The following is a 6,308-nucleotide window of genomic DNA, read 5'->3' on the forward strand; positions in this document are numbered from 1 at the left end:
TATAGCTCATGCGGCGGGCGGCGGTCGCGAACATCAGCAGCGGGATGGCGGTGACCGCACCTGCCAATATCAAAAGCCCCGACGTCGTCACATCATCGCCAAATCCGCCGCCGCCAACTTGCGCGAAATAGAGTACCGCGCCCAATGCCAATGGCGCGAGCAACGTCGTCTCTGTTGCAAGGCCGGGCACAGAGCCAACGGGGGTAATCTTGCGGATAAGGCCGTAGAGGCCGAAGCTTAAAGCGAGCGATATCGATACCCATAAGGTATCGAGCGCATCACCAATGAGGATCGCAACGCCAATGGCGGCGACGGCAACGGCGACCATCTGAAGCGGCCGCAATCGCTCACCCAGAAACAGACGCCCCAGCAGGACGTTCACCAAGGGGTTGAGATAATAGCCAAGGCTGGCGGCCAAAATATGGTCCGTGGAAACGGCCCAAATGTAGATCAGCCAGTTAATGGCGACCAGCGTGGCAGAGGCGAGCAAATTGCGCAGATGCGCCTTATGCCGGAAAATGGCGGCATATTCGCCAAGCTGTTTGCGGAAGGCCATAATAACCAAAAGCAGCGGGATGGACCACAAGACGCGCTGCGCAACGACCGCGACCGGCGAGACATGGCTCAGCAGCTTGAAATAAACCGGGACGAAGCCCCAGATGAGATATGCCGACATGGCATAAGGCAAGCCACTTGGCTGCGCGGTTTCAGATTTATCGGTCATGTGTTGTGCTAAGCCTTCGCGAGGGGATCAAATGATCCCGCCGCCTATCCAGAGGCGCAGCGCGCAAATGGCTATAACGACCAAGCAAAAGTTGCGACCGCTGTCCTTTTCCGACGCGAAGCCAAAGGCCGCGCCGACGCCAGCGATCAGAATAATGAGCCAGTTCAGCCATCCGAGCAACGGAATGAACCCGATGATCGCCAGCAAGAGCGCAATCAAGCCAAACAGAAATGCGAGGATATTTGCCATGAGGCGACTGTGGCGGGTTTTTAGGATTGTGGCAAGCAAAGCCAGCCGTCCCAATCGGCCCCGCGAATATCGCAGTACCGAAATGACAAGAGGCTCAGCCTGTCTCCAGACTGAGCCTCATTATACCCACGCATATCTGAACATTCAGCGCCACTGTTCCAATCCGCGATAATTAATGTCGACCACGCGGCCACGCTCTACAAAGCAGGTGAACCGGCCCTTGTCATAACCGCGCTGGTAAGCGTTGCCGCCAAATCGGTCATTGCCGTAATTATTATTCTCGTAACGGCCACGTCCGCCGTCTTGAACAACGACATTGCCTGTGACCCGATAGCCAAAACGCGTCCGTTCGATGCTGCGCACTTGCGTGACGTCTGAACGGCTGTAGCCATTGGCCCAGCGTTCAACGCTGGCGACGCACTGGTTTACAGCGGCGCGGCCGCCGCCGCCACGATTGTCGTAATTATAGCCTGCACGGTTATCATCATAACCGCGGCGATCGTTGCGGCCATTGTTGCCGCTTGAAAGCACAGCGGCAAGACCACCGAGCACCACTGCTCCGGCAATAATCTCGCCGGCACTTATGCTATCACGGTCGCGGTTGCGGTCATGGCGATCACGCGCTTGGGCGGGAACGGTTACACTCACCAAAGCTGCAGCAGCAGCTCCGGCGCCAAGCAAAGTTTTGGTCATGAAATTCATCTTCGTTCTCCTTGAACCGGTCCAGTCATTCTGTGCCGATGGAGAGCGAATAGGCGATTCGGGTTGTCCGGATGCTGAATTGACTTGTCAGCATCCGTTCATCTAAATCGCCATTTTCATGAACGATTATTCGGTGAGGGTCAGCCCCGTCCATTTGCCGAGAAACGCATAAATGTCCGAATATTCGTCAATAACCTTATCGGTCGGCTTGCCTGAACCATGGCCCGCACGGCTTTCGATGCGGATGATCTTGGGCTTGTTGCCAGTTTCCGCAGCTTGCAAGGCGGAGATATATTTGAAGCTATGCCCCGGAACCACACGGTCATCGGTATCCGCGGTCGAGACGATGACCGCGGGATATTCCACACCCGATTTGATGTTGTGATAGGGGGAGTAGGTCATCTGCATTTTAAAGTCGGCTTCCTTGCTGGGGTAGCCATAATCATCGACCCAATAACGGCCAGCGGTGAAACGGTCGAAGCGGACCATATCCATCACGCCCACTGCGGCATGGCCTGCCGCGAACAAGTCAGGACGCTGGTTCACAACGGCACCAATCAACAGTCCCCCATTGGACCGCCCTTCAATGGCAATCTTGCCCTTGGCCGAAACGCCGCTGGATATAAGATATTCGGCTGCGGCGGCAAAATCATCAAAGACATTTTGTTTGTTCATCAAACGACCAGCATCATGCCATGGCTTCCCATATTCACCGCCGCCACGAATATTGGCGAGGGCGAAGACGCCGCCCGATTGCAGCCAAGCCATACGCGTTGCTGAATAAGTGGGTGTCTGCGAAATGTTGAACCCGCCATAGGAATAGAGCAATGTTGGCGCGCCCTTGGTCAGATCGATATCTTTCTTGTGCACGACGAACATCGGGATCTTCGTGCCATCCTTCGACGGGTAAAACACTTGTTCGACCGTAAAGTCGGCCGGGTTGAAGCTCAGCTTTGGCTGCGCGAAGGGCGCCGACGCACCGGTCTTGCTGTCGAAACGATACACGGCCCCTGGCTGATTGAAGCTGGAGAATCCGTAAAATGTTTCTGGATCACCCGGCGTTCCTGAAAAGCCACTGGCCGTCCCAATTGCGCTGAGCTTGATTTCCTGCACGGGCTGCCCTGCGAGGTCTGTCATCAGCGCCATCGACTTGGCATCTTTGATATATGACAGAATCAGCCGGTCGCCGACGATCTGCGCGCGCGACAGGGTTTCCGCCCGCTCCGCTATAACGTCCTTAAATACGGGAGCCTTCGCACCCAGATCAACCGTCACAACCTTAAGCTTTGCCGCGTCCTTGTTGGTGGTGAACCACAAAGTGTTGCCCATGCCTTCGATCAGGCCCCAATCATGCTCGAGACCCGTGACGAGCGGCTGCGGTTTCCATGTTGGCTTTTTGCCAAGTGGCATGACGTGCAGTTCATACTTCTCATCGGTTCCGGACGACGTCGTAATGACCGCCCATTTGCCGTCGTGCGTCACTTGCGCGCTATGCCCATATTCGGGCTTATCCGGCGTTGCGTATATTGCCTTGTCTTCCGACTGGGGCGTGCCGATTTTGTGGTAATAGATGGTCTGGTTATAATTCAGCTGCTGGAATGCCGCGCCTTCTTTTGGCTCTGCAAAACGCGAGTACAAAAATCCGTCATTGCCCACCCAGCTTATATTGGTGAATTTTGCCCAGTTGATTTCGTCGGCAAGCACCTTGCCGGTCACGGTGTCGAGGACTTTAATCGTCCGCCAGTCGGAACCGCCGTCCTGAACGGTATAAGCCAGCAGCTTGCCATTTTTCGATGGCACCCAGCTATCGAGCGCAGTGGCGCCGTCTTTTGCCCATAAATTGGGGTCGATCAAAATACGGTCCGCGCCCATCAGGCCTTTGCGGACATATAAGACCGACTGGTTCTGCAGGCCGTCATTCTTTGTGAAGAAATAATAGCCACCGGCTTTTTCAGGAAGGCCAAAGCGCTCGTAGTCGAAAAGCTTTTTCATGCGCTCGGCGAGTATTTTCTTGCCGGGCAAGGTTTCCAAATATGCGTCGGTGACGGCATTTTGCGCCTTCACCCATTCGGCGACTTCGGGATTGACGCGCACATCATCTTCCAGCCAGCGATAAGGATCGGCAACCTTCACACCGAATTGCTCATCGACCACATTGACGGTTTTGGTCTGCGGATAAGTCAATTTGACTGCGACATCGGTGGTGGCTGAATTTGCGGCCATAGCGACCGACGAAATCGGGGCCATCATAACGGCTGCACCGACCAAAAATACACTTCGCATATTATCATTTCCCCAACTCTCGAATTCTTTGTCATCCGACTATAGCGTCCACGCGTGAACGCCAACTATTCCCGCCGTCGCCCGCAAGAATATTTCGCATTTTCGTCGAAATCATGCACCCCGCTGCCGCTGTGCTGTACATAGCTCTCATTCACGAAAATGCTATGCATGCAGAGAATAATGGTCCAGCAAGGCCGCGACGGAATATCTGGCGGATCTTGGGCTGGGGCGGCGCTGTTGCGCTTGTCCTGACGCCATTGGTCGCGATGCAGTTCACCACAGAAGTTAACTGGGACGAAACCGACTTCATCTTCGCGGCCATCATTTTCGGCATTATGGGCGGCCTGATTGAATTCGCGGTGCGCCTGTCATCAAACTGGTATTTCCGCTTTGGGTCAATGTTTGCTGTGCTGGCCGGGTTCATGGTCATCTGGTCCAACTTGGCTGTCGGCATGATTGGCAATGAGGATAACCCGACCAATTTATGGTTCGGCGCGGTATTGCTGATCGCGATTGTCGGCAGCATCGCGTCGCGATTTCGCAGGCGCATATTGCAGCAGGCCATGTTGGTTGCCGGGATATTGCAGATCAACATTGGTGTCTTTGCCGGCATATTGGGCAGCGACGCGCGCGGCGGACGGTTTACGATTGTGCTTTCGGTGGCATGGTTGATTTCCAGCCTGCTCTTTTGGTTGGCCGATCGAAGCGCTCGGACGAAATCATAAACCCATGAAAAAGGGCGGCACCCTTTCGGATACCGCCCTTTTAAAACTCTTAAAGCAAGACCTGCTTATTCAGCGTCGTCCAATACTTCAACTGGGCCGCTGTCCTGACCCTTGGCGTCGACATTGCGGTCAACGAGCTCGATGACGCCCATTGGTGCAGCATCGGAACCACGGAAGCCAGCCTTGATCACGCGGCTATAACCACCGCTGCGGTCGGCATAGCGCATTGCCAGTTCGTCAAACAATTTTACCAGCTGCTTGTCGTCCATCAAACGGCTCATCGCGAGACGACGGTTGGACAAGCCACCCTTCTTCGCAAGCGTGATCAGCTTTTCGATGTAAGGACGCAGTTCCTTCGCCTTGGGCAAAGTCGTCTTGATCTGTTCGTGCTTGATAAGCGACGCTGCCATGTTGCGAAGCATCGCGGTACGGTGCGACGTGGTACGTTGCAGCTTACGGTGGCCAACTTTATGGCGCATATTTCATTCCTTTCTTGCCGACCCTTCCGGGCGGGAAACCGGTTCCCACTTTCCCTGAAGGGATCGGTCGTTCGTAGGGGGGCCGTATCAGGTACCCCGATCCTGGCCGTTTAAGGGCGGCCATTTCCCTTTTGGTTGGGCCGAAGCACTGCCTCGGCCCAATATTCTTTAGCCAAGCAGTTCTTGCTCAAGCTTCTTTGCCATCTCTTCGATGTTTTCTGGCGGCCATCCGGGGATGTCCATGCCAAGGCGCAAGCCCATCGACGAGAGCACTTCCTTGATTTCGTTCAGCGACTTGCGACCGAAATTAGGCGTACGCAGCATTTCGGCTTCGCTCTTTTGAACGAGGTCGCCGATGTAGATGATGTTGTCGTTCTTGAGGCAGTTTGCGCTGCGGACCGACAATTCCAATTCGTCGACCTTCTTGAGAAGGTAACGGTTGAGCTGGTTTGCATCCGATTCTTCCGAAGAAGCTGATGGTGCAGCCATGCCAATCATTGGCGACGATGCAGACATCGAATCTTCGAAGTGGACGAACACTTGCAACTGGTCCTGAAGAATGCGTGCGGCATACGCCACGGCGTCTTCTGGCGTTACGGTGCCGTCGGTTTCGATGGTCAACGACAATTTGTCATAGTCAAGTTCTTGACCGATGCGTGCATTGTCGACCTTGTACGCGACCTGACGCACAGGCGAATACAGGCTGTCGACCGGGATGAGGCCGATTGGCGCATCCGCTGGACGGTTGGCGACTGCAGGAACATAACCCTTACCGATGTCGGCAGTGATTTCCATGTTCAGCGTCGCGCCATCGTCGAGATGACAGATGACGAGATCAGGGTTCATCACTTGGATGTCGCCCGAAACAGCGATGTCACCAGCGGTTACCGCGCCGGGGCCAGTTGCCGAGAGCTGAAGACGCTTTGGACCTTCGCCTTCCATCTTCAACGCAACTTGCTTGATGTTCAGAACGATGTCGGTGACATCTTCACGAACGCCCGCGAGCGACGAGAATTCGTGCAACACGTTTTCGATTTTGATCGATGTAATCGCTGCGCCCTGCAGCGATGAGAGCAATACGCGACGCAGCGCATTGCCGAGAGTCAAACCAAAGCCACGCTCCAGCGGCTCTGCAACAAAAGTTGC

At 54.9% G+C, this 6,308-nt stretch carries 7 protein-coding genes; 1 reads left to right on the forward strand and 6 read right to left on the reverse strand.

Features of this window, described 5'->3' with window-relative positions:
• From rarD to ACIQ0G_RS09495, 4 genes are all read right to left on the reverse strand, one after another.
• Nucleotides 1-724: EamA family transporter RarD (gene rarD, locus ACIQ0G_RS09480; protein WP_397577696.1), on the reverse strand; the 724-nt coding region annotated here is incomplete at its 3' end.
• Nucleotides 725-751: 27 nt separating this feature from the next.
• Complete coding sequence (locus tag ACIQ0G_RS09485) at nucleotides 752-973, reverse strand: hypothetical protein (RefSeq protein ID WP_183941941.1); 222 nt, start codon at nucleotides 971-973, stop codon at nucleotides 752-754.
• Nucleotides 974-1,117: 144 nt separating this feature from the next.
• Complete coding sequence (locus tag ACIQ0G_RS09490; protein ID WP_397577697.1) at nucleotides 1,118-1,675, reverse strand: hypothetical protein; 558 nt, start codon at nucleotides 1,673-1,675, stop codon at nucleotides 1,118-1,120.
• A gap of 126 nt (nucleotides 1,676-1,801) precedes the next feature.
• The gene (locus ACIQ0G_RS09495) at nucleotides 1,802-3,898 is read right to left on the reverse strand and encodes a prolyl oligopeptidase family protein (RefSeq protein ID WP_397577701.1); all 2,097 of its coding nucleotides are present in this window, start codon (nucleotides 3,896-3,898) and stop codon (nucleotides 1,802-1,804) included.
• 224 nt (nucleotides 3,899-4,122) lie between these two features.
• Between ACIQ0G_RS09495 and ACIQ0G_RS09500 the strand changes: the two genes are divergently transcribed.
• Nucleotides 4,123-4,683 carry a hypothetical protein gene (locus tag ACIQ0G_RS09500; protein ID WP_397577698.1) on the forward strand — a complete coding sequence of 187 codons (561 nt, stop codon included), beginning with the start codon at nucleotides 4,123-4,125 and terminating at the stop codon, nucleotides 4,681-4,683.
• Between the two features lie 65 nt (nucleotides 4,684-4,748).
• On the opposite strand, the gene rplQ is transcribed toward ACIQ0G_RS09500, so the two are convergent.
• Nucleotides 4,749-5,162, reverse strand: coding sequence for a 50S ribosomal protein L17 (gene rplQ, locus ACIQ0G_RS09505; RefSeq protein WP_397577699.1), 414 nt, complete (start codon nucleotides 5,160-5,162; stop codon nucleotides 4,749-4,751).
• A 168-nt stretch (nucleotides 5,163-5,330) separates the two neighbouring features.
• Nucleotides 5,331-6,308: DNA-directed RNA polymerase subunit alpha (locus ACIQ0G_RS09510; RefSeq protein ID WP_397577700.1), on the reverse strand; the 978-nt coding region annotated here is incomplete at its 5' end.

Origin of the sequence: Sphingorhabdus sp. (assembly GCF_044354325.1) — a bacterium.
Lineage (GTDB): Bacteria > Pseudomonadota > Alphaproteobacteria > Sphingomonadales > Sphingomonadaceae > Sphingorhabdus_B.

What these genes read in the sequence shown, in the direction of transcription:
- ACIQ0G_RS09485 (WP_183941941.1), bottom strand. Translation starts at nt 973, where the DNA reads ATGGCAAATATCCTCGCATTTCTGTTTGGCTTGATTGCGCTCTTGCTG.
- ACIQ0G_RS09490 (WP_397577697.1), bottom strand. Translation starts at nt 1,675, where the DNA reads ATGAATTTCATGACCAAAACTTTGCTTGGCGCCGGAGCTGCTGCTGCA.
- ACIQ0G_RS09495 (WP_397577701.1), bottom strand. Translation starts at nt 3,898, where the DNA reads ATGGCCGCAAATTCAGCCACCACCGATGTCGCAGTCAAATTGACTTAT.
- ACIQ0G_RS09500 (WP_397577698.1), top strand. Translation starts at nt 4,123, where the DNA reads ATGCATGCAGAGAATAATGGTCCAGCAAGGCCGCGACGGAATATCTGG.
- rplQ (WP_397577699.1), bottom strand. Translation starts at nt 5,162, where the DNA reads ATGCGCCATAAAGTTGGCCACCGTAAGCTGCAACGTACCACGTCGCAC.